This is a genomic window from Defluviimonas salinarum, from assembly GCF_026013545.1.
GTDB lineage: Bacteria > Pseudomonadota > Alphaproteobacteria > Rhodobacterales > Rhodobacteraceae > Albidovulum > Albidovulum salinarum.
In genome coordinates this window covers 127,056-146,170 of record NZ_JAPDOG010000009.1, presented here as the reverse complement: position 1 = coordinate 146,170, position 19,115 = coordinate 127,056, and the positions used below count along the sequence as shown (strand labels likewise).

At 67.2% G+C, this 19,115-nt stretch carries 23 protein-coding genes and 1 tRNA gene; 13 read left to right on the top strand and 11 right to left on the bottom strand.

Annotated features, from left to right (window positions below; genetic code table 11):
- The first annotated feature begins 96 nt into the window (after positions 1 to 96).
- From lipB to OM960_RS11945, 4 genes are all read left to right on the top strand, one after another.
- Complete coding sequence (gene lipB, locus OM960_RS11960) at positions 97 to 783, top strand: lipoyl(octanoyl) transferase LipB (protein ID WP_264772096.1); 687 nt, start codon at positions 97 to 99, stop codon at positions 781 to 783.
- 434 nt (positions 784 to 1,217) lie between these two features.
- The gene (gene ctaD / locus OM960_RS11955; protein ID WP_263336197.1) at positions 1,218 to 2,888 is read left to right on the top strand and encodes a cytochrome c oxidase subunit I; all 1,671 of its coding nucleotides are present in this window, start codon (positions 1,218 to 1,220) and stop codon (positions 2,886 to 2,888) included.
- 1 nt (position 2,889) lies between these two features.
- Complete coding sequence (locus OM960_RS11950; RefSeq protein ID WP_263336200.1) at positions 2,890 to 3,414, top strand: DUF2244 domain-containing protein; 525 nt, start codon at positions 2,890 to 2,892, stop codon at positions 3,412 to 3,414.
- A gap of 90 nt (positions 3,415 to 3,504) precedes the next feature.
- Positions 3,505 to 4,416: a Hint domain-containing protein gene (locus tag OM960_RS11945; protein WP_264772095.1), complete on the top strand. Its 912-nt coding sequence runs from the start codon at positions 3,505 to 3,507 to the stop codon at positions 4,414 to 4,416.
- A 115-nt stretch (positions 4,417 to 4,531) separates the two neighbouring features.
- Here the strand turns inward: OM960_RS11945 and OM960_RS11940 are convergent, their stop codons facing one another.
- Positions 4,532 to 5,452, bottom strand: coding sequence for a hypothetical protein (locus OM960_RS11940; protein ID WP_264772094.1), 921 nt, complete (start codon positions 5,450 to 5,452; stop codon positions 4,532 to 4,534).
- A 132-nt stretch (positions 5,453 to 5,584) separates the two neighbouring features.
- Here OM960_RS11940 and OM960_RS11935 point away from each other — a divergent pair, with 132 nt between their 5' ends.
- Together OM960_RS11935 and OM960_RS11930 are read left to right on the top strand one after the other, a co-directional pair.
- The gene (locus tag OM960_RS11935) at positions 5,585 to 6,523 is read left to right on the top strand and encodes a nucleoside hydrolase (RefSeq protein ID WP_263336208.1); all 939 of its coding nucleotides are present in this window, start codon (positions 5,585 to 5,587) and stop codon (positions 6,521 to 6,523) included.
- Between the two features lie 58 nt (positions 6,524 to 6,581).
- Positions 6,582 to 8,006: a protein adenylyltransferase SelO gene (locus OM960_RS11930; RefSeq protein WP_264772093.1), complete on the top strand. Its 1,425-nt coding sequence runs from the start codon at positions 6,582 to 6,584 to the stop codon at positions 8,004 to 8,006.
- Here OM960_RS11930 and OM960_RS11925 read toward each other — a convergent pair whose 3' ends face one another.
- Positions 8,007 to 8,654, bottom strand: coding sequence for a DUF2238 domain-containing protein (locus tag OM960_RS11925; protein WP_264772092.1), 648 nt, complete (start codon positions 8,652 to 8,654; stop codon positions 8,007 to 8,009). It lies immediately after the preceding gene.
- A gap of 43 nt (positions 8,655 to 8,697) precedes the next feature.
- Here OM960_RS11925 and OM960_RS11920 point away from each other — a divergent pair, with 43 nt between their 5' ends.
- From OM960_RS11920 to OM960_RS11900, 5 genes are all read left to right on the top strand, one after another.
- Entirely contained in the window at positions 8,698 to 9,438 is a 741-nt protein-coding gene (locus tag OM960_RS11920; protein WP_264772091.1) for an endonuclease/exonuclease/phosphatase family protein, read from the top strand.
- 73 nt (positions 9,439 to 9,511) lie between these two features.
- Positions 9,512 to 10,492: a CorA family divalent cation transporter gene (locus OM960_RS11915; RefSeq protein ID WP_264772090.1), complete on the top strand. Its 981-nt coding sequence runs from the start codon at positions 9,512 to 9,514 to the stop codon at positions 10,490 to 10,492.
- A 62-nt stretch (positions 10,493 to 10,554) separates the two neighbouring features.
- Positions 10,555 to 10,628, top strand: a tRNA-Gly gene (locus OM960_RS11910).
- Positions 10,629 to 10,677: 49 nt separating this feature from the next.
- Complete coding sequence (locus OM960_RS11905; RefSeq protein WP_264772089.1) at positions 10,678 to 10,917, top strand: PA2433 domain-containing protein; 240 nt, start codon at positions 10,678 to 10,680, stop codon at positions 10,915 to 10,917.
- A gap of 128 nt (positions 10,918 to 11,045) precedes the next feature.
- Positions 11,046 to 11,402: a RidA family protein gene (locus OM960_RS11900; protein ID WP_263336223.1), complete on the top strand. Its 357-nt coding sequence runs from the start codon at positions 11,046 to 11,048 to the stop codon at positions 11,400 to 11,402.
- Positions 11,403 to 11,461: 59 nt separating this feature from the next.
- Here OM960_RS11900 and OM960_RS11895 read toward each other — a convergent pair whose 3' ends face one another.
- The 4 genes from OM960_RS11895 to OM960_RS11880 all read right to left on the bottom strand — a co-directional run bounded on the left by OM960_RS11895 (position 11,462) and on the right by OM960_RS11880 (position 14,299).
- Positions 11,462 to 12,418: an agmatinase gene (locus tag OM960_RS11895; protein ID WP_263336226.1), complete on the bottom strand. Its 957-nt coding sequence runs from the start codon at positions 12,416 to 12,418 to the stop codon at positions 11,462 to 11,464.
- A 204-nt stretch (positions 12,419 to 12,622) separates the two neighbouring features.
- Positions 12,623 to 13,261: an imm11 family protein gene (locus OM960_RS11890; RefSeq protein ID WP_264772088.1), complete on the bottom strand. Its 639-nt coding sequence runs from the start codon at positions 13,259 to 13,261 to the stop codon at positions 12,623 to 12,625.
- A 59-nt stretch (positions 13,262 to 13,320) separates the two neighbouring features.
- Positions 13,321 to 13,629, bottom strand: coding sequence for a hypothetical protein (locus OM960_RS11885; RefSeq protein ID WP_264772087.1), 309 nt, complete (start codon positions 13,627 to 13,629; stop codon positions 13,321 to 13,323).
- Between the two features lie 70 nt (positions 13,630 to 13,699).
- A complete protein-coding gene (locus tag OM960_RS11880) occupies positions 13,700 to 14,299 on the bottom strand; it encodes an HNH endonuclease (RefSeq protein ID WP_263336569.1) in 600 nt (199 codons plus the stop codon).
- A 156-nt stretch (positions 14,300 to 14,455) separates the two neighbouring features.
- On the opposite strand from OM960_RS11880, the gene OM960_RS11875 reads away from it, so the two are divergent.
- Positions 14,456 to 14,872, top strand: coding sequence for a VOC family protein (locus OM960_RS11875; protein WP_263336239.1), 417 nt, complete (start codon positions 14,456 to 14,458; stop codon positions 14,870 to 14,872).
- 202 nt (positions 14,873 to 15,074) lie between these two features.
- Here the strand turns inward: OM960_RS11875 and OM960_RS11870 are convergent, their stop codons facing one another.
- From OM960_RS11870 to OM960_RS11860, 3 genes are read right to left on the bottom strand one after another with little or no spacing between them, the layout of a single operon-like run.
- Positions 15,075 to 15,740 carry an alpha/beta hydrolase gene (locus tag OM960_RS11870; protein WP_263336241.1) on the bottom strand — a complete coding sequence of 222 codons (666 nt, stop codon included), beginning with the start codon at positions 15,738 to 15,740 and terminating at the stop codon, positions 15,075 to 15,077.
- A complete protein-coding gene (locus OM960_RS11865) occupies positions 15,737 to 16,366 on the bottom strand; it encodes a DNA-3-methyladenine glycosylase family protein (RefSeq protein WP_264772086.1) in 630 nt (209 codons plus the stop codon). Before OM960_RS11865 ends, OM960_RS11870 begins: the two co-directional genes overlap by 4 nt.
- 4 nt (positions 16,367 to 16,370) lie before the next feature.
- Positions 16,371 to 17,792, bottom strand: coding sequence for an aminotransferase-like domain-containing protein (locus OM960_RS11860; RefSeq protein ID WP_263336245.1), 1,422 nt, complete (start codon positions 17,790 to 17,792; stop codon positions 16,371 to 16,373).
- Positions 17,793 to 17,877: 85 nt separating this feature from the next.
- Between OM960_RS11860 and OM960_RS11855 the strand changes: the two genes are divergently transcribed.
- Positions 17,878 to 18,096 carry a DUF1127 domain-containing protein gene (locus OM960_RS11855; protein ID WP_264772085.1) on the top strand — a complete coding sequence of 73 codons (219 nt, stop codon included), beginning with the start codon at positions 17,878 to 17,880 and terminating at the stop codon, positions 18,094 to 18,096.
- A gap of 79 nt (positions 18,097 to 18,175) precedes the next feature.
- Here the strand turns inward: OM960_RS11855 and OM960_RS11850 are convergent, their stop codons facing one another.
- Both OM960_RS11850 and rpsI read right to left on the bottom strand, forming a co-directional pair.
- Positions 18,176 to 18,430, bottom strand: a complete 255-nt coding sequence (locus OM960_RS11850) for a hypothetical protein (RefSeq protein ID WP_263336251.1) — start codon at positions 18,428 to 18,430, stop codon at positions 18,176 to 18,178.
- Positions 18,431 to 18,625: 195 nt separating this feature from the next.
- Positions 18,626 to 19,114, bottom strand: coding sequence for a 30S ribosomal protein S9 (gene rpsI, locus OM960_RS11845; protein ID WP_263336253.1), 489 nt, complete (start codon positions 19,112 to 19,114; stop codon positions 18,626 to 18,628).
- Between the last annotated feature and the right edge of the window lies 1 nt (position 19,115).

Genomic DNA, 19,115 nt, shown 5'->3' with positions numbered 1-19,115 from the left:
GGGGAGGCCGTACTATGCGGGGGACTATGCGCCGCCGCATCGGCTGGCGCCAGTCTGGAATTCCTGCCCTTGGGGCAGCTTTGATGCGGAGAACCCATGGTCGAATGGATCACCAGCCCCGGCCTCGTCGATTACGAGGCCGCGCTTGCCGCGATGGAGGAGCGGGTGGCCGCGATCGCCGAGGGGCGTGCCGGCGAGGCGATCTGGCTGCTGGAGCACCCGCCGCTCTATACCGCCGGCACCTCGGCGCGGCGCGAGGATCTCACCGATCCCGACCGCTTCCCGGTTTACGAGGCGCGGCGGGGCGGCCAGTACACCTACCACGGGCCAGGCCAGCGCGTGGCCTATGTGATGCTCGATCTCAACCGCCGCGGCCGCGACGTCCGCGCCTTCGTCGGCCGGCTCGAGGCCTGGATCATCGCGGCGCTCGCCGAGTTCAACGTGAGAGGCGAGATCCGCGAGGGGCGCGTCGGGGTCTGGGTCGCCCGTCCCGACAAGGCGCCCGGCTCCGACGGTGCGGTGCGCGAGGACAAGATCGCCGCGATCGGAGTGCGGCTCCGGCGCTGGATCAGCTTCCACGGCATCGCGATCAACGTCGAGCCGGATCTTGCGCATTTCGACGGGATCGTGCCCTGCGGCATTCGCGAGCACGGGGTGACGAGCCTCGTCGATCTCGGCCTGCCGGTGACGATGGGCGATCTCGACGTCGCGCTGAAGGCAACCTTCGCGCAGGCCTTCGGGCCGGGTGAGGCGGATCGGCGGCGCGGGCCTGTCGAAGCCTGAGACTGCGGGCAACCGATTCCCCGGCCAGCGCCCTTCCCCACCGACCAAGCCGGTTTGCGCCATGTCAAATCGCGCCATCGGATTCGGTGCTAGAGCAGCCCCGCCCGGACCTTGCCGGGCTCCGCCAGTCGAAGGAAAGCGATGTAGATAAAGATCCCCGCCGGGACCGCGGCCACGCCGTAAGACCGAATGCCCGCGCGTGGACGCCAATCACGATACGTGCCGCCCCGCGGCCTAGCCCGGCCTCGCCGCTCCCGGCGCCCGCCCGGCAAGTCCTCGGACGCGCTTGATTTCCCGAAAATCCACGGGACGGAAATTTTCCGTCGCGGGCCCTGCTTCTTTGATTGCCCATCCGCCCCCGGACAATTATTACGGGGCCTGAAGCCGTGCGCGGGGCGATAACCCGCGCCTTGCGTATGGAATGGGAGAACAGCATGGCCGACGCAGCCGTTCATGGCCACGGTGATCATGGACACCCCGGGTTCTTTACCCGCTGGTTCATGTCCACGAACCACAAGGATATCGGTATCCTCTACCTCTTCACGGCCGCGGTCGTGGGTCTCATCTCGGTGGCCTTCACGGTCTACATGCGGCTCGAGCTCATGGAGCCGGGCGTCCAGCACATGTGCATGGAGGGGTCGCGCCTCTTCGCCTCCGACGAGCCCTGCACCCCGAACGGGCATGTCTGGAACGTGCTGGTCACGGCCCACGGCATCCTGATGATGTTCTTCGTCGTGATCCCGGCGCTCTTCGGCGGCTTCGGCAACTACTTCATGCCCTTGCACATCGGCGCGCCGGACATGGCGTTCCCGCGGATGAACAACCTCTCTTTCTGGCTCTATGTCGCGGGCACCTCGCTCGCCGTGGCCTCGGTGCTGGCGCCGGGCGGCAACGACCAGGCGGGTTCCGGCGTGGGCTGGGTGCTCTATCCGCCCTTGTCGACGAACGAGGCCGGCTGGTCGATGGACCTCGCGATCTTCGCGGTGCACGTCTCGGGCGCCTCGTCGATCCTCGGCGCGATCAACATGATCACGACCTTCCTCAACATGCGTGCGCCGGGCATGACGCTGCACAAGGTGCCGCTCTTCGCCTGGTCGATCTTCGTCACCGCCTGGCTGATCCTCCTGTCGCTGCCGGTTCTGGCGGGCGCGATCACCATGCTGCTGACCGACCGCAACTTCGGCACCACCTTCTTCCAGCCCTCGGGCGGCGGTGACCCGATCCTCTACCAGCACATCCTGTGGTTCTTCGGCCACCCCGAGGTCTACATCATCATCGTGCCAGGCTTCGGGATCATCTCCCACGTCATCGCGACCTTCGCGAGAAAGCCGATCTTCGGCTACCTGCCGATGGTCTACGCGATGGTGGCGATCGGGGTTCTGGGCTTCGTCGTCTGGGCGCACCACATGTACACGGTCGGCATGTCGCTGACCCAGCAGTCCTACTTCATGCTGGCGACGATGGTGATCGCGGTGCCCACGGGCATCAAGGTCTTCTCCTGGATCGCGACGATGTGGGGCGGCTCGATCGAGTTCAAGACGCCGATGCTCTGGGCCTTCGGGTTCCTCTTCCTCTTCACCGTGGGCGGCGTCACCGGCGTCGTTCTCAGCCAGGCGCCGGTCGACCGGGTCTATCACGACACCTACTACGTCGTGGCGCACTTCCACTACGTGATGTCGCTCGGCGCGGTGTTCGCGATCTTCGCGGGCTGCTACTTCTGGATGGGCAAGATGTCGGGCCGCCAGTACCCGGAATGGGCCGGCAAGCTGCATTTCTGGATGATGTTCATCGGTGCGAACCTGACCTTCTTCCCGCAGCACTTCCTCGGCCGCCAGGGCATGCCGCGCCGCTACATCGACTACCCGGAGGCCTTCGCGTACTGGAACTACATCTCGTCGCTCGGCGCGTTCCTGTCCTTCGCTTCGTTCATCTTCTTCATCGGCATCGTGTTCTACACGCTCCGCGCGGGCAAGCGGGTCGAGGAAGCGAATTACTGGAACGAGCATGCCGACACGCTGGAGTGGACCCTGCCCTCGCCGCCGCCGGAGCACACGTTCGAGACGCTCCCGACCCGCGACATGTGGGACAAGGGCCACGCCCACTGAGATGCCCTATCACTGGGTAAGACGACCCGAGGAGGCCCCGGAGAAATCCGGGGCCTCTTCGCGTGAGCCGGTGGCCGAACTCGTGCTCTGGCCGCACCGCTCGCTGCCGCGCACCGGGTTCGTCGGCTTCATCGCGGCGACCGCGGCACTCCTGTCGCTGCCACTCTTCGCGGTCCTCGGCACCAAGGTCCTTTGGGGGCTCCTGCCCTTCCTCGTCCTCACCGTCTGGGGGATTTGGCGCGCGCTGAGTTCGAGCTACCGCACCGGCGAGCTGACCGAGCGGCTGACGCTCCACCCCGACCGGATCGAGATCCTCCGCCGCGCCCCGGACGGCAGCGAGCTGCGGTGGGAGGCCAATCCCTATTGGGTCTCGGTCGCGCTCCATGCCACGGGTGGTCCGGTCCCCGACTATCTCACGCTGAAGGGCGAGGGACGCGAGGTCGAGCTCGGCGCGTTCCTGTCGCCAGAGGAACGCCGCGACCTTGCGGGCGCTCTGCGAGAGATGCTTTCGGCAGCACGATCATGATCGGCTGCGGTCGCAGCAAGAAGCATGACACATTGTCGCCACATTTCGACTTCAGTTTCTCAGCGAACCTGATCGACGACGAGAACCGAAATGGCGACGCAGCAGGTCATCGGAAGCCCCACCCTGAGCGTCGGTCCCGGTCAGACCGAGGTCGTGTCGGTCTACACGGCGACGAAACTGCCCGCGAGTTGGTCTGTCACGGTGCTATCGGACGGCGCGCTTTCCCCGGGCGACTACAGCGTGTCGATCGGCCCGACCGGGGTCCTGACACTCACGCTGCTGCCGGGCGCCGATATCCCGCCCGGAGGCGTCACCGTGAGCCTCGCGGTCACCGCGGTACATGCCGGCGGCGGCCAGGGTAATACCGACACCCTGACGGTCTCGATCGCAATCGACGAGAACGCCGTGCCGTGCTTCGTCGAAGGCACGCTGATCACCACCACCGACGGCGAGCGCCCGATCGAGACGCTTGGCGTGGGCGACAGGGTCCTGACGCTCGACGGCGGGGCCGCGCCGATCCGGCACATCCTGCGGCGGGAGATAGGCGCGCGGCGTCTGGCGTCAGAATCGACTCTGCGACCGGTGCGCATCAAGGCGGGCGCTTTCGGCGCCGGGCGGCCGCATACCGATCTGCTGGTCTCGCCCTTCCACCGCATCCTGATCGGCGGCTGGGACATAGAACTGCATTTCGGCGCCGAGGAAGCGTTCGCCCATGCCGTGCACCTGGTCAACGACCACAGCGTCGTCCGCGAGGACACTGCCGGTCCGGTGACGTACATCCACCTCATCTTCGATCGCCACGAGATCATCCTCTCCAACGGCCTCGCCAGCGAGTCGCTTCACCTCGGAAACGTCGCCGTTCGATGCCTCGACCGGGAAGACGTGGCCGAACTCGAGCGGCTCTTTCCCGAGGCCGAAAGCCTGTCGGAACATGCCGATTTCGGGCTTGCACGGGGCTGCCTCACGCGCAGCGAGGCCACCCTCGTCGCGTCGATGCGCTGACGCGGCAAGCACACCGCAAACCAGTCCACGAGCTGCTTCTGCCGCACGCACCCGCCAACTCCGCGTCAGATCGATGCCTCTTGAATGATCTAGGCGGGACAGAGATTCGGGCGTTTTATTCCGCCGCCACCGCCGAAACGGCGCCCGCGACGAGCTCGACCCCGGCAAGCCCGGCAAGCCGGTCGAGATCCTCGGCGTAGCGCGCGCGCAGGGCGGTAAGCTGGGTTGCTGCGAAGCCGGTCTCGGGCGCGACCTGCGGCTGGGTTGCGTGGAAGGCGAGGATCCGGTCGCGTTGCCCGGGGGCGAAGCGGGCGCCCTGGCCGTAGTGGCGCTGGATCATCGCGATCGCGCTGTCGGTGATTGCCGGTGCCTCGGGCAGCACCACCGGATCGGCGAGCCGCAGCCCGGGCACGAGATGCGCCATCAGGTCAAGAGGGTGCTGCGGGCCGACCAGCACCGTCACCCTGCCCGCCTCGAGACCGTCGCGCAGCGCCGTCACCGTCTCGGTCCAGCCGCCGGAAAAACCCGCCATCGCCGGAACGTATTCCGCGAAGGGCTCCATCTGCCGGTCAAGCGCAAACCGGCGCCAGGCGCAGGCAAAGAGGTCCTCGTAGGGACGGATCGCGACGACGAGGCGGTCGACCGGCCGGCCGAGCGCCTGCCGCAGCGCCTCGGCCCGCTTCAGTGCCACCGGGTAGAAGCGCCCGGCGAGGAGGCTCGCCATATGCCCGGCAAGGTCGTGCTCCGACAGGATCAGACCGCGCCCCTCCGCGCCAAGGTCCGCGAGGGCCGTAGCGATCGCGCCGACGATGGCGTCGAGCGCGATGCCCTGGTGGCGCGGCTCGGGAAAGCCGCAGTCGAAGGTGCCGCCCGGCGCACCGCCCCGGCCCGGATAGGCCAGATCGTAGCCGGCCGCGGTCAGTGCCGCGCGATTTGCGCCAAGAAATCTCTGATACTCTTCGGCGCCGCAGCAATGCGCGCCGGCATGGACCACGATATCGCTGGTTGGAGCCTGCATGATGTCGGCCTTTCCCACGGATCGTTTCCAGACTGGTGACCAAATATGGCGAAGGTTTGGCTTTTTCCGGTTGCGGATTGGACGGCTGTCCAATCTGGACAAGACAGCAACACCGCGCCAGTCTCGGCCCCGGATAGCGGAGGAACGGCCATGGGCGCACGCAAGATCATCATCGACACCGACCCCGGCCAGGATGACGCGGTGGCGATCCTGCTGGCACTCGCCTCGCCCGAACTGGAGGTGCTCGGGCTTACCACAGTCGCGGGCAACGTGCCGCTCGCGCTCACCTCGAAGAACGCGCGCGTCGTCTGCGAGCTTGCCGGGCGGAGCGACATCCGCGTCTTCGCGGGCTGCGAGGCACCGCTCACCCGCCAGCTCGTCACCGCCGAACATGTCCACGGCAAGACCGGCCTCGACGGAATCGCGCTGCCGGATCCTTCGATGCCGCTCGCCGAGGGTCACGCCGTCGATTTCCTGATCGAGACCCTGCGTGAGGAGGCGCCGGGCACGGTCACGCTCTGCCCGATCGGCCCCCTCACCAATATCGCCACCGCCTTCCAGAAAGCGCCCGACATCGTCGAGCGGGTTGCCGAGATCGTGCTGATGGGCGGCGCCTATTTCGAGGTCGGCAACGTGACGCCGGCGGCCGAGTTCAACATCTATGTCGATCCCGAGGCGGCGAGCATCGTCTTCAAGTCCGGCGTGCCGCTCGTGGTGATGCCGCTCGACGTCACCCACCAGGCGCTGACCACAAGGGCGCGGGTCGAGGCGTTCCGTAACCTCGGCACCCGGGTCGGCCACGCGGTGGCGAGTTGGACCGATTTCTTCGAACGCTTCGACATGGCGAAATACGGCTCCGAAGGCGCCCCGCTCCACGACCCCTGCACCATCGCCTATCTCATCGAGCCCGACCTCTTCTCGGGCCGCCACATCAACGTGGAGATCGAGCTTGAAGGCCGCTTCACCGCCGGCATGACGGTTGCAGACTGGTGGCGAGTCTCGGGCCGCGAGGCCAATGCGATGTTCATCGGCGATGTTGATGCGGACGGCTTCTTCGCGCTCCTGACCGAGCGCATCGGGCGGCTCTGATCACGGCAGAGCTTCCCCTGCCCCGCCGCCGTGCCTATCTAGGGGGCGAGGAACGCGCATGACCCTGACCCTACCCTTCGACAATTCCTATGCCCGGTTGCCGGACCGCTTCTTCGTGCGCCAGGACCCGGTGCCGGTCGCCGCACCCGGCCTGATCGCGGTGAACGACCGGCTCGCGGCCGAGCTTGGGCTCGACGCCTCTCTGCTCGCGACGCCCGAGGGCATCGCCGCCTTTGCCGGAAATGCGACGCCCGCAGGCGCGGCCCCCCTCGCCCAGGCCTATGCCGGCCACCAGTTCGGCGGCTGGGTGCCGCAGCTCGGCGACGGCCGCGCGATCCTTCTGGGCGAGATCGTCGCTCCCGGCGGGCGGCGCTTCGACCTCCAGCTCAAGGGCTCCGGCCAGACCCCCTTCTCGCGCCGGGGCGACGGCCGCGCCTGGATCGGCCCGGTGATCCGCGAATACATCGTCTCCGAGGCGATGGCCGCACTCGGCGTGCCGACCACCCGCGCCCTCGCCGCGGTGACGACCGGCGAGACGGTCTGGCGCGAGACCGCGCTCCCCGGCGCCGTCCTCGCCCGCGTCGCGGCGAGCCATATCCGCGTCGGCACCTTCCAGTATTTCGCCGCGCGCGAGGATACCGAAGCACTCCGGCTCCTCACCGATCACGTCATCGACCGCCACTACCCCGGCGCGGAAGGGCCGCTCGCGCTGATCGAGGCGGTGACGGCGGCGCAGGCGCGGCTCATCGCGAAATGGATGAGCTTCGGCTTCATCCACGGCGTGATGAACACCGACAATATGGCCATCTCAGGCGAGACCATCGACTACGGGCCCTGCGCTTTCATGGACGCCTACCATCCGGGCAAGGTCTTTTCCTCGATCGACCAGTTCGGGCGCTACGCCTACGGCAACCAGCCACAGATCGCGGTCTGGAACCTCGCGCAGTTCGCCTCCTGCCTTCTGCCGCTGATGGGCGAACTCGAGCCCGCGATCGAGGCCGCCACCACCGCGATCAACCGTTTCGGCGTGATCTACCAGAGGGAATGGCTGAGGCTCTTCCGCGCCAAGATCGGGCTTTCGACCGAGGAGGACGGTGACGCCAAGCTGATCGAGGCGCTGTTGACCCTGATGGCCGAGAACGAGGCCGACTTCACCCGCACCTTCCGCGGCCTCGTCGACGGCACCGCGGCGGCGGAGTTTGCCGACCCGTTCGCCTTTGAGGTCTGGGCCGAGGGCTGGCAGGCGAGGCTCGCACGCGAGGCCGACCCCGAGGCCGTGATGCGCTCTGCCAACCCGGCCTTCATCCCGCGCAACCACCGCGTCGAGGAGGCGATCCGTGCCGCCGTCGCCGGGGATTTCGCGCCGTTCCACCGGCTGAACGCGATCCTCGCGGAACCGTACGGAGACCAGCCCGAAGCCATCGCATACCGGGACGCGCCGAAACCGGACGAGATCGTCCGCCGCACCTTCTGCGGCACCTGATCAGCGGCGGAATTTGCGGAAGAACCGACGGTTCTTCTGGATGAACTCCTGCAGCACGCCGGTAAGCCCGCCAAGCTCGATCCCCTTGAGGTGGAGAAAGCCCGCGAAGGCCCCGATCGCCGCGCCGATCATGTCGACGATGAGATCCCACATCGTATCGACGAGGCCGGACTTCTGCATGTTCAGCCCGAAGACCTGGTCCATCGCGAACTCGAACACCTCCCACATCGCGCCGACCGACAGCGCGAAGCAGAAGCTGACGAAGGCCACCGCCCAGACCGGCGCGGCGTAGCGGTCGCCCTCGAACAGCATGAAGACGAAGAGGAAGCCGACGAGCCCGAGGGCGACCGCCGAGACGCCGTGAAGCACGATGTCCCACCACCAGATCCAGTTGTAGAAATCGAACGCCTCGCCGAGGAAGATCGTGGCAAAGACGAAGACCACGATCCAGACGAAGAACCGCACCGGAAGGCGGATGCCGAACCGGCCCTGAAAGAGCACTGGCAGGAGCGACAGGACGATCGTCGCGACCGAGACGAAAGCGAGGTACCAGCGCCCGGTGACGAGCGCCGCGAGGCAAGCCACGGCCAGGACGGTCCAGATCGCCTGGACGATCAAGGGCTGGCGACGGAGGCGGCGCTTCCACATAAGTTCAATCTAGGATTGCGAAATTCGCGCTTCAAGCCCACATTTGACCGCACCGAACGAGGGGATGATGCTGCGCCTGGCCTCCTATAATGTGCACAAATGCCTCGGTCTCGACCGACGCCGACTGCCGCGCCGGGTGTTGTCCGTGATCAACGCGGTCGGCGCCGACATCCTCGCGCTGCAGGAAGTCGACCACCGGCTCGCGCCACGCCCCGCTGCGCTGCCGCACCGGCTGATCGAGCGCGAGACGGACTACACCGTGCCGCCCTTCGCCCTCGACGGACCGAGCCTTGGCTGGCACGGCCAGACCATCCTCGTGCGCCGGGAGATCGAGGTCACGGCGCTCCGCCGTATCGCGCTGCCGGGGCTGGAGCCGCGCGGCGCGGTCCTCCTCGAGGCGGAGACGACGGCGGGGGCGATCCGCGTCGTCGGCGTCCATCTCGGGCTGATCCGGCGCTACCGGACGATGCAGATAGCCGCGATCCGCGCCGCGATCGGCCGCCGCACGGCAATGCCGACGGCGATCCTCGGCGACTACAACGACTGGTCGGTGCGCGGCAGCGGCGAGGCGCTGGCGCCAGAGTTCCGCCTCCACGCGCCCGGCGCGAGCTTTCCCGCCGCGCGCCCGATCGCACCCCTGGACCGGATCGCGCTCGGCCCCGGCCTGCATCTCGTGGATGCCGGCGTCCATGCCTCAGCGCCGGCCCGAATCGCCTCGGACCACCTGCCGATCTGGGCCGATCTTCGGATCGACCCGCCCCCGACCGGCTCAGCGCCGGGCTAAACCCGTCACTAGAAACACGATTGCGCCCGGCGCTGTTCCCGGCCAGCATCTTCGGAATCCCAAGGTACAGACCGTGACACAGACGCTCGCCCCGATCGCCGCCTACGACATCCTGCCGGACGGGACGGCGCGTGCCCTGTCCGATCCCTGGCCCGACGCGGAGCCCGCGACCGACGCGATCTGGCGCTGGATGCATTTCGAGCGCACCGATCCCGGCTTCGTCGCCTGGAGCGCCGAGCACCTGCCCGCGCCGGTGCGCGCGGCCCTCCTGCAGGCCGAGACCCGGCCGCATTGCGACGCGATCGGCGACGGGCTTCTCGTCACCCTTCGCGGGATGAACCTCAACCCCGGCCAGGCCGAGGAGGACATGGTCTCGCTCCGGCTCTGGATCCGGGCGAACCTCGTCGTGACGGCCCGGCTTCGGCGGGTCTTTCCGATGGACGACCTCCGGCGCGAGATCGCCGAGGGCCGGGCGACGGCCTCGCCCGCCGCCTTCGTCGCCCGTCTCGCCGACCTCGTCACCGAGCGGATCGAGACCGCCTCGTCCGCGCGCGAGGACCTTCTGGACGGGATCGAGGAGGCGCTTCTCGACGACGAGTCGGAGGCCCTCGCCGCCCACACCACCGAGATCGCCCGGCTCGCGCGCTCGGTGATCAAGCTGCGCCGCCACATCGCCCCTCAGCGCGAGGCACTGAACCGGCTCGCGGGCATCGAGGCCGCCTTCCTCACCAGCCCCAGCCGCTACGCCCTGCGCCATGCCGCGAACCGCACCACCCGCGCGGTCGAGGAGCTCGACACGGTCCGCGACCGGCTCACGGCCCTACGCACCCATATCGACAGCCTGCAGACCGCGCGGCTCGGCCGCAACGGGTTTATCCTGTCGGTCGTGGCGGTGGTGTTCCTGCCCCTGAGCTTCCTCACCGGGCTCTTCGGCATGAACGTCGCGGGCATTCCGGGCACCGTTTGGCCCTGGGCCTTCGCGACGCTCTCGTTGGCGATGATGCTCCTCGGGCTCGGTCTGTGGGTCATCCTGCGCTGGCGGAACTGGTTCTGAAGCGCGCTGCAGCCCGCTTCCCCCTTGCCACGTCCCCGCGCCCGCGCTAATCAACGATCCACGCGGGTGTAGCTCAATGGTAGAGCAGCAGCTTCCCAAGCTGAATACGAGGGTTCGATTCCCTTCACCCGCTCCAATCCTTGTGACGACCGGTTCAACCAACCTATCAACCAAGGGAGATTCAGATGAAAACCACGATCCTTGCAGCGGCCATCGTTCTCGCCGGTTCCGGCGCGGCTTTCGCGGCTCAATGCCCCTCGATCATGGCCCAGATCGACGAGGCGCTGGCCGCCTCCACCGCCGACGACGCGACCAAGGCCGAGGTCATGGCGCTCTACGAGACCGGCAAGGCCGCGCATGAGGCGGGCGACCACGACGCTTCGGTCGCCGATCTCAACGCCGCGCTGGCGCTGCTCGGCGGCTGACCAGCCCCGACCGCATTACCGGACGGACCCGCCGCCGCTCTGGTGGCGGGCCCGATGGTTTCGGTTTCCTTCCGCCCGCCGAGCCGCTAGGGATCGCTGCGCGACTCCCCCAGCAAAGGACCGAAGCAATGAGCAACGAGATCGTCAGGTTAGAGACAGAAACCCGCATGTCGAATGCGGTCATCCACAACGGCGTCATCCACTTAGCCGGCGTCGTTGGCGAGCCGGGCGGCGATGCCACCCAGCAGACCCGCGACTGCGTGGCCGAGATCGACCGGCTTCTGGCACTCGCCGGCTCGGACAAGACCCGGATCCTGCGCGCGCAGATCTGGCTCGCGGACATCAAGGCCGACTTCGCCGCGATGAACGCCGTCTGGGACGCCTGGGTTCCGAAGGGCCATGCCCCCGCCCGCGCGACCGGCGAGGCCAAGCTTGCCACGCCGGACTACCTGGTCGAGATCATCATCACCGCCGCACAGGCCTGAGCGGCGGTCCGATTTTTCGCCGAAAAATCGGCATTTTTTCTGCGAAAAAGCAGGCCGGCTCAGAGCGCCGCGACCATGAGGCAGAGCATCTCGAACATCAGCGAGGCACCGAGCCAGGCTGTTCCGCCGGTCGGATCGACCGGCGGCGACACCTCGACGAGGTCCGCACCGACGATGTTGAGCCCGGCGCATTCGCGCACCACCCGGATCGCCTCGTAGGCATTGGGTCCGCCCCATTCCGGCGTGCCGGTTCCCGGCGCGACAGAGGGATCGACGAAGTCGATGTCGTAGGACATGTAGGCGGGCTTCGTCCCGACGATCGCGCGCGCCTCCGCCATCACATCCTTGACCCCGCGGTCAAAGAATTCCTCGATCGTGACGATGCGGATCCCGTGCGCCTTGGCGAAGTCGCGGTCCTCGCTGTCGTACATCGTGCCGCGGATGCCGATCTGGATCATCCGCGCGGGGTCGAGCAACCCCTCCTCCACCGCCGAACGGAACGGATTGCCGTGCGTGAGCGTGGTGCCGCCGAAATAGGCCGGGAAGAGGTCGGTATGGCTGTCGAAATGCACCAGACCGAGCGGCGCGTCCTTCGCGATGCCGCGCAGCACCGGCAGCGTGCAGAGGTGGTCGCCGCCCGCGACCAGCGGCCGGATGCCGCGTTCCTTGAGGCCGGTGAAATAGGCCTCGAAGCGCCTGAGCGTGTCGGGATTGTCGACCGGGTTCGGCCCGACGTCGCCGAGGTCTGCGCAGTTCGCGGCCTCGAAGGGCCGCATCCCGCTCACGCCATGCTGCGCGCGGATCATCGTCGAGGCGTCACGCAGCTGGCGCGGCCCGTGCCGCGGCCCGGCCCGGTTCGAAACTCCTCCGTCCCAGGGCAGGCCGACAAGCCCGATCTGAACCTCGTCCGCGCGCGGGTGGTCCAAGGGCACATGCGGCAGGCGCATGAATGTCGGGATGCCCGCGAAACGCGGCATCTCCATGCCGGATACCGGGTGGAAAAATCGATCGCTCATGGCCACTCCCCTGCTGTCGACCGCGAGCTTACCGGGCGCGCTGCAAAGGTAAAGCCGCCTCTCTTCGCGGGATACCCCGCTCGTCGGCCCCGAAGCCATCGACCCGATGGAGAAGAGGCCGATCATGCGCTAACACTCAAACCGGACCACTCGATGGGGGCGGTCCAGGGCACCTTTCTGGAAATCAGTCTCGGAAAATCGCGGTCAGACGATACGGCAGCGTTTCAGCGAAAATGGCTTGTCGACATTCGCCGCGCGTAGCGCCTGCGCCAGACGGTCGCTCAGGAAGAACGCACCCCAGATGTTGCGATTCCACCAGATGTCGGCGCGGGTCAGAGCCTCTTTGGACAAGGCCACGATGTCGTCAGGATTGGAAAAGTGCGGTCGGCGGAAGGTTTTTGAACCTCTGACAAACGGAAACTCCGGCGAGTGCTCCGGCAGAAACACATCCTTCCAACTGTTGAAGTCCAGCACGAAATAGCTGCCGGGCAGAGGTGTCTTGCGATCCTCCATCAGCACCTCGACCGGATGCAGCTTGCAGCCGCCGAGGTCGAACCGACGCAGCACATCGGCGGTTTCGGCGCTGACGAACCAGAAATCGCTGTGCGTCAAATGTGGCAGCCTCTTCGCTAGCGGCTTGCTTTCGTCATGCGGCCCGCGCCAGGCGAAGAAGGTCTCTGGCAACAGTCCCTCTGGGATGGGCTCGCCTCTGCCCGACGCGCTGCACGCAGCCACATAGGACTTTCGGAACTCTTCATCCTCGGAGAATGACGCGTCGCTTCTGAGGTCTCTCACGATACCCGGATCCACCGAAGCGACACTCATCCAGGCATAGTCAGTCATTTGTCGTTCCTTTCATTGGGCGGGCCAAAGGCCCGATGGGGGCGCCGAGACGGGGCCGCTCAACCCTCTGCCGTCTCGCGGCCCGCCCCCATCTTCTCCAGCATCTCAGGTTCCACAAGCCCGCCGATATGGGGATGCATCCTGAGCTCGCCTTCCTTCACCACCTGACGGAAGTTGGCGATCACCCGGCCCGTCGTGGCGCGGTCCGGCGCGATGACGTCGAGAAGCCAGTTGATGCTGCCCGACTGCCAGTCCTCGGGCTTGAGGCGCACCGGGAAGGTGCCCGCCTTGATCTGGTCGCGGATCTTGGCGTCCACCTCCTCCGAGACCGTGACCCAGATCGCTGATGGTGAAACCGATGCTTCCATCAAGGAAGCAGAACTGCCCGTTCTGTGAAAACTATGGTTCCCTCTACAGAAAAAAAAAAGCGGCCGCGTCTCAGGCTTCGAGTTCGGCGTCCCAGTAGAGGAAATCGACCCAGCTGTCGTGCAAATGGTTCGGCGGGAAGCGCCGGCCGGCGCGCTGCATGTCTTCGGCCGAGGGCTGGTAGGGCGGCCGTTTCAGCGTCAGGCCCGACTGTTTCAGCGGCTTGTTCGCCTTCCTGAGATTGCACGGTGCGCAGGCGGCGACGACGTTTTCCCAGCTCGTGATCCCGCCGCGCGACCGGGGCAGGACGTGGTCGAAGGTCAGATCGCCCTTCGAGCCGCAGTACTGGCAGCAGAATTCGTCCCTCAGAAAAAGATTGAAGCGCGTGAAGGCCACGCGCTTCTGGGGTTTGACGTAGTCCTTCAGCACCACCACCGACGGTATTCGGATCGCGGCGCGCTGGGAGCGCACGACCTCGTCGTACTCCGCGAGGATCATCACCCGGTCGAGGAAGACCGCCTTGATCGCCTCCTGCCAGGGCCAGAGCGACAGGGGATAGTAGGAGAGCGGGCGGAAGTCTGCGTTCAGCACCAGCGCCGGATAGTGCTTCAGGGCCGACGGCTCCCGCACGAAGCTGGTCCTGAACTCGATTTCGGCCGGTCTGTCGAGCATCTCAACAACGTCCTCGCCCTGCGTGCCGTCCGGCACCTGGGGCGGGAGCACCCGCCCCTGCTTATCAACAACTATATCTGGCGTATCGGCTCTGGCAAGCCCCGCTATCTGCTGTAAGCTGGTATCGCAGCAAAGTGACAGGGGAGTGACAGCAAAATGCCGGTCCCGCCCGTGCTCGGAACGCTCGAATCGGCGCTTTACGTCGATGACCTCGGCGCCGCCGAATCCTTTTATGCCGGAACGCTCGGCCTTCAGGTGGTCACCCGGCAGGAGGGACGGCATGTCTTCTTCCGTGCGGGCGACTCGCTCCTGCTGGTCTTCAACCCCGAAGCGACCGCACATCCGCCGCGCCCGGGATCGCCGCTGCCGGTGCCGGGGCATGGCGCCAGCGGGCCGGGGCATTACTGTTTCAAGGTCGCGGCCGAGGCACTCGACACTTGGCGCGCGCATCTCGAAGCGGCCGGCATTGCGATAGAGGCGGATTTCCGCTGGCCGAACGGCGCGCGCTCGGTCTATGTGCGGGATCCCGCCGGAAACTCGGTGGAGTTCGCGGAACCCGCGCTCTGGTTCTGAGCGATTCGGACTGTCAGGGGGCGCCGATTCAGCGGCGCCGGTCGCGGCGATCGACGCGAACCGGCAGGCGCTGCGGCTGCGGACGGGACTGGAAAACCGCGAAAACAAGGGCAATGAGGGCAAGGGCGGTCATTGCGGCGAATTCCATGTCGGGCTCTCCTTCAGGTTCGTAACTGGAAACCTAGCGTCCCGCGCGGCGGTTTCAAGCCCCCGGAAGCTTCTCCTTGAGGAAGGCCAGCGCCACCGACAGACCGTCGGGCGCGATGCCGTGACCGGTGCCCTTCATCACATGGCCGTAGGTCTCGAACCCGGCATCCGTCAGCGCCTGCCCGGCGAGCCCCATCTCGGCGAAGGGCACCATCGGGTCGGCATCGCCGTGAACGAGCAGAACCGGCGGGCGCGACTGCGATTCCGCCGCGAGGCGCTGCGGTTCGAGCAGGCGTCCGGAGAAGCCGACGAGCCCGGCGACCGGCTGGCGCCGCCGCGGCAGGACATGGAGCGCCATCATCGTGCCTTGCGAGAAGCCGATCACCGCGAGCCGGTCAGGCGTAAGTCCCTCCTCGGCAAGGCGCGCGTCGAGGAAGGCGTCGATATCGCCGGAGGCGCGGATCAGGCCCGATGCGGCCTCGGCCTCGGTCGAACCATCAAGCCAGGGGATCGGGAACCATTGCCGGCCGAACGGGTTGCCGGCGCAGGGCTCGGGCGCGTCTGGCGCGACGAAGGCGGCGTCGGGCAGATGCGGCGACAAGGGATCGGCGAGGCCGAGAAGGTCGGCACCATCCGCACCGTAGCCGTGCAGGAAGACGATGAGCGAGGTCGCCCGCCCCGAGCGGGCCGGCTTGCGGCCGAATTGCAGTTCGCGTGTCATCTGATCCCCTCGCGGCTCCTCATGCGCCGGTAGTAGGCCCAGAGCGCGCGCGCCGCAATGGCCCGCCACGGGCTCCAGTCCTCGGCCATCGCGCGGAGCGCGCGTTCGTTCGGCCGGTCGGGCAGGTCGAAGAGCATCCGCGCCGCCTCCTGCAGCGCGAGATCGCCGGGCGCGAAAACATCGGCGCGGCCGAGCGAGATGATCGCGTAGATCTCCGCCGTCCAGCGCCCGATGCCGGGCAGCGCGGTGAGCGTGGCGATGACCTCGGAATCCGTTGCCTCCCGCAGGCCCGAATAGTCGAGCCGCGCCTCGGCGAGCGCCTGGGCGTAGCGGATCTTCTGCCGGCTGAGGCCGCAGTCCCTCAGCGCCGCTTCGCCGGCTGTCGCAACGGCGTCCTCGGTGACGAGGCCGGCGGCCTCGAGCCGCGCCCAGAGGGCCGAGGCCGAGGCGGTCGAAACCTGCTGACCGAGGATCGCGTCGAGGAGTGCGGCGAAGCCATCGGGCTTGCGGCGGAGGGGCAATGGCCCCGTTTCGCCAAGAAGCACCGCAAAGCGCTGCTCGCGCGCGGCGAGCCAGGCGGCTCCCTCGGCGACACAGGCGGGCGTCTCGATGATGCGGCCGACCATCGGCTCAGACCGGGAGATCGCCGGGCGGATTGCGCAGGAGCCGCGCCATCGCCCCCATCGCCCGGTTGAACTCGGCCTCGCTCAGCGCCCCGTTCAGCGCGATCCGTACCGCGTTCGGCGTGTGGCTCTCGATCAGCGCAAACTCGTCGGCAGAGCGCACGAGCACGCCCTGGGCCTCGGCCTCGCGGGCGAAGGTCGAGGCGCGCCAACCCTGCGGAAGGCGCAGCCAGACGAAGGCGAGGCCCTTCTGCCAGGACAGGTCGAAGGCGCCGAGGATATTGAGCGTCATCTCGAGCCGGCGGGCAAAGACCTCCTGCACGCGGTCGCGCAAACGCGCCGCCTCGCCCGAGGCAAGGAGCGCGTGGACGATGTCCGTCACCGGGCGGGCGAGGCCGAAGCAGGAATGCTGCATCGCCAGTCGGCCCGCCTCGCCAAGCCCGGTCGGGCAGACGATGGCGCCGAAGCGCAGCCCCGCCACGAGCGACTTCGAGATCGAGGTCACATGCCAGGTCCGTTCCGGCGCGATCGCACGGAGCGCGGGGTCGGCGGTGGCATGGACCGAGTAGCAATCGTCCTCGATGATCTGCAGGTCGTGGCGCCGCGCCACATCGGCGATGGCGGCCCTACGTTCGGGCGGCATCCGCACGGTCGTGGGGTTCTGCGCATCGGTGGTGACGCAGACGATCCGCGCGCCGGAGCGGCGGCAGGCAGTGTCAAGCGCCTCGGCAGTCATGCCGGCGCCGTCGATCTCCACCGGCACGATCTCGGCCCGGTTGAGCCTCGCGGCGTGGCGGAAGCCCGGATAGGCCAGCTCCTCGCACAGTACCTGCGGCCGTGCTCCCTTGAGGCAGCATTGCAGGGCGAGGTTGATCCCGTTCTGCCCACCTTGTGTCAATACAATGTCCTCGGCGGTGATCGGACCGAGCACCCGGTCGGACAGCCAGTCGACGAAGGCCGCCCGAAGCGGGCCGTCGCGGCGCAAGCCGGGATAGCCGAGATAGTCCGTGCAGGCTCCCGTTGCGAGTTGTGCAAGCACAGATTGAATCGCCCCCCCCTGCCCGACGTCGGGCAATTGCGGGGTGCGCAGATCGACCGGGCCGGACGCCGGCTCGGCCGCCGATCGTCCAACCGGACGATACTCTGCCATAAGCGGTTGAGATGGGCCGAATCTCGGCCGCGAGGAGGCGACGAACGTACCGCGGCCGACCGAGGCTTCGAGCAGTCCCTCCTGGGTCGCGATCTGGTAGGCGCGCGCCACGGTGCCGGGCGTCATGCCGAGCCGCCAGGCAAGATCGCGCACCGGCGGCAACCGCGCACCCTCGGGCAAGTCGCCCGTCCGAACCGCCTCGCGCAGAGAGCGCGACAGGGCGAGATATTTCGGCCCGTCGAAACTTCCGAGGTCCGGGAGCCAACTTGTATCCGTCACAATGTACCTGTGGCGCTCATGCTTTCACCAATGTACTTGTACAAATACCAGCTATTTTCAATTGTATCAATACAAAAGGTGCATCATGGACCAGCTTGCAAAACCTTCCCCGAACGCAATCACACCCCTGGGACGCGTTTCGGTTTTTGTGCTGTACCAGTTCGGCTACCGGACGATCGCGGCCTGGGCCGCACGCCGCCGCAGCCGACATGCACTCGCCCGCCTCGACGACCGGCTCCTTAAGGATATCGGCGTGGACCGCCTCACGCGCGACCGCGAAGTCCTCGCGCCATTCTGGCGCTAGAACCGGGTCCCGTCCCTCCCCGACGGCTGACCCTTTTCCTCGGCCGGGCCCTGCCCGGCCGCTTTTTTTTAGTACGGCCTTAGGCCACCGCTTCGATCGCGATCGAGCGGCGCTTCAGTTCTGAATAGAGCGCCGGCAGGACCCGGGTCTGGTTGACCGCGTGGCGCAGCACATCACCGATCACGTTTTCCTGCGCCTGCGACCGCACGCGCCACACCATGCGACGCTTGACGCCATCGTCATAGACGATCTCGACGGCGCCCGACGGCGCCTTGCGGAGCGCAAGGAAATCGAAGCCCCCGAGGGAGCTGTGGTAGGACATCTGGATGGGCATTTTCTGCTCGTTTTATCTGCCTCAATGAGACGAACATGGGGGCATGCCAAGCCTTGCGTCAATCGGCCCGCCCCACACATCCGCGTGAGCGCGTCAATGCCGCAACAATGTAAACACGTCATGAAAATACGAAAAAGGGCGCGGCCCGCAGGCCGCGCCCCAGATCTTGCGGTCCGGCAGATGCCGGAAGCGAAATCAGCGCTTCGAGAACTGGAAGGACCGGCGCGCTTTGCGCTTGCCGTATTTCTTCCGTTCGACGACGCGGCTGTCGCGGGTCAGGAAGCCCGCGGCCTTCAGCGCCGGGCGCAGCGAGGGCTCATAGAGCTGCAGCGCGCGGCTGATTCCGTGCTTCACCGCGCCGGCCTGGCCCGAGAGGCCGCCGCCGACGACGGTCGCCATCACGTCGAACTGGCCTTCGACATTGGCAACCTGAAACGGCTGCTTGAGGATCATCTGCAGAACCGGACGCGCGAAGTAGGCGTTGATGTCCTTGCCGTTGACGGTGACCTTGCCGGAGCCCGGCTTGATCCAGACGCGGGCGACCGCGTCCTTGCGCTTGCCGGTGGCGTAGGAGCGGCCCAGCTCGTCGCGGACCGGCTCACGCGGAGCCTCAGCTTCGACGGCGGCGGCAGTGCCCGAGACCGCCGACTTCAGATCGTCGAGGGATTTGATTTCGTCGGCCATG